The following is a 2,344-nucleotide window of genomic DNA, read 5'->3' as shown; positions in this document are numbered from 1 at the left end:
CCGGAGTCGAATGCTCCGGAGCGGGCCCCTTCGCCGTGGCAGATTGCCGCGGGCCGGAGGGCGAACCGGCCTACAGGGTGCCGAGTTTGACCAGGGCGATCAGCGCGACCAGCTGGATCGCTGAGGCGCCGAGCGCCTTGGGCCACGGCAGGTCGTGCGACTTGCTGACCATGGAGGTCAGCAGATAGCCGGCCGCGAGCCAGGTCAGCCAGCCGAGGATCTGGACCAGGGTGCTGTCGCCGCCGAGGAACATCGCGAACAGCAGCCGGGGCGCGTCCGAGATCGTCATGATCAGCATGGACAGGCCGATGGTCGGCTGCCAGGCGCCGTCGCCGCCGAGCTGGCGGGCCATGGTGTGGGTGACCGTGCCCAGGATCAGGCTGCCGATGATGAACATCACGGCGGTGATCAGCACCCACGGGATGCTGTTGGAGAGGGTGGCGTTGAGCACATCCTCGCGGGCCTTGTCGAAGCCGAAGACCGCGAGCAGGCCGTAGATGAAGGTGACGATCAGCGCCGGCGCCCAGACCTTGTGGTCCCGCATCTGCCAGAACGTGGCGTCGGGGCGCAGCACGATGCCGGTCAGCAGCTGCTTCCACTGGAGCCGGGGGCCGGCCGGCGGCGCGGTGGTCTGGCCGGCGCGGTAGGTGCCGCCGTCCGCGTATGCGCCGTCGGGGCCGGGGCCGTTGTCGTGCTGGTCGGGGTACGAACCGTAGGAGTCCGCCTCGCCCACGCTGAACTGCTGCGTGTGGCCAGGGTTGTTGTCGTTGGAGTACGGCGCGTAGGACTGCTGCTGGGGCTGATAGCCGCCGTCGCCGAAGTACTCGGGCTCGCCGAACTGCCCCTGCGGCTGTTGCTGCCCCTGCGGCCCGCCGCCGTAGCGCTGCGGTGCCTGCTGCCACTGCCCGTGCGGCGGCGGGGGCTGCTGCCCGTACGGTCCTTGCTGTCCGTACGGAGCCTGCTGCCCCTGCTGCCCCTGCTGTGCGTTCTGCGCGGGGCGGGCATCCCGTCCGCGACCCATCCTGAATCCAGCCACGTCATCGAAAGTACCTGGTCCGCGCGGATCGGGTGGCGGAGCAGGGGTAACGGGGCAGGGTTTGCTGCTGAGCTGTGACATCCCCTAGGGGGATCCCGGAGGGATGAGGGGGCCGCGGTCCGGCGTCCAGCGCAGGGTGAGCTGCGCAAGGTTCTCCATGTTGCCGCTGCCGTCGTCCGTGGCCACGACCCGGAAACCGTGGTGCGCGTAGAACGCCCGGGCGTCGGCGTTGAGTTGAAAGACATGCAGGGAGAGGCCCTCGGGGCTCTGCCGCCGCGCCTCGGCGAGCAGGAGGGTGCCGATGCCGGTGCGCCGGACGTCCGGGCGGAGGTAGAGCTGGTCGAGCAGATCGCCCTGTACGGCCGCGTAGCCGAGGAGCTCCGGGCCGCGGGCCGCGACGACGGTGTGTGACTGCGGCAGCACGCTCTCGCGGATCCAGCGGGTGACCTCGTCGTGGGTACGGCGCTGGGGCGGCAGATACGGCATGGTGGCCCGCCGCGATGCCTGGTGGATGGCGGCGATCACGGGGGCGTCGGCGGGCTCGGCGGGCCGGATCCCGACGGGCGGGGGCGGGGGGTCGGCCGGTGTGCGGGAGGGGGCGCCGCCCGCCGGGTCCTGCGCAGCGTCGGCCGGGGTGGCACCGCCGGTCCTGTTAGCCATGTCCATGCCGTCATGGTCGGGGGCGTCCCGGCGCCGGGCAACCGTATGTGCCGTGCGCCGGGTCCGCCGGGAGGTGCCGCGCCGGCCCGGTGCCCGTCAGGACGCCGGGAGCCCCGCCGCCGCGAAGTCCGCCGTGGTGAAGGACCGGGTGGGCCGCGCGGCGAGGCCCGACGGGCCGCCGGGGTACACCGTCACCCGGTCGTGGGTGGGGCCGCGGCGGGTGAGGAGGATGAGGTCGGCGTGGTGGTCGCCGTCGAAGTCGGTCAGGGCGATGACCGTGGCGAGCGGGCGGCCGGTGCCGGGGAGGCGGGGGAGGNGAGCGGGCGGCCGGTGCCGGGGAGGCGGGGGAGGGTGAGGCGGTGGGGGGTGGGGGACAGCCCGTCGGCGCTGCCGAGGAGGAGGGCGGGGCGGGTGCCACCGAGGACGAGGTCGGTGCGGCCGTCGGCGGTCACATCGGCGGCGGCGAGGGTGGGGGCGCCGCCCGTGCCCGTACGGATCGTGCCGGGGCGGCCGGCGACGGACAGCAGGCCGTCGGTGTCGGCGGTGACGGCGGTGAGCGGGGCGGTGCCGCGGCCGGCGGCGAAGCGGCCGAAGGCGACGGCGTAGCCGGGCGGGTAGGCGGCGGCGCCCGCCCGGGTCGGTCCCTGG

At 74.1% G+C, this 2,344-nt stretch carries 2 protein-coding genes and 1 pseudogene; all 3 read right to left on the bottom strand.

Going from position 1 to position 2,344, the window contains the following annotated elements; genetic code table 11:
• Nucleotides 1–70: 70 nt before the first annotated feature.
• Complete coding sequence (locus DY245_RS08250) at nucleotides 71–1,021, bottom strand: Yip1 family protein (protein WP_128505092.1); 951 nt, start codon at nucleotides 1,019–1,021, stop codon at nucleotides 71–73.
• A 99-nt stretch (nucleotides 1,022–1,120) separates the two neighbouring features.
• Nucleotides 1,121–1,702, bottom strand: coding sequence for a GNAT family N-acetyltransferase (locus tag DY245_RS08245; RefSeq protein WP_342354175.1), 582 nt, complete (start codon nucleotides 1,700–1,702; stop codon nucleotides 1,121–1,123).
• A gap of 311 nt (nucleotides 1,703–2,013) precedes the next feature.
• A pseudogene (locus DY245_RS44180) lies at nucleotides 2,014–2,344 on the bottom strand (FG-GAP repeat domain-containing protein); the annotation flags it as partial.

Source organism: Streptomyces inhibens (genome assembly GCF_003389455.1).
Lineage (GTDB): Bacteria > Actinomycetota > Actinomycetes > Streptomycetales > Streptomycetaceae > Streptomyces > Streptomyces inhibens.
The sequence above is the reverse complement of the archived record's forward strand: the minus strand, read 5'-3'. Positions and strand labels throughout refer to the sequence as shown.

Bases quoted from the DNA above. Each gene is read 5' to 3' on its own strand.
- DY245_RS08250 (WP_128505092.1), bottom strand. From the start codon at position 1,021: ATGGGTCGCGGACGGGATGCCCGCCCCGCGCAGAACGCACAGCAGGGG.
- DY245_RS08245 (WP_342354175.1), bottom strand. From the start codon at position 1,702: ATGGACATGGCTAACAGGACCGGCGGTGCCACCCCGGCCGACGCTGCG.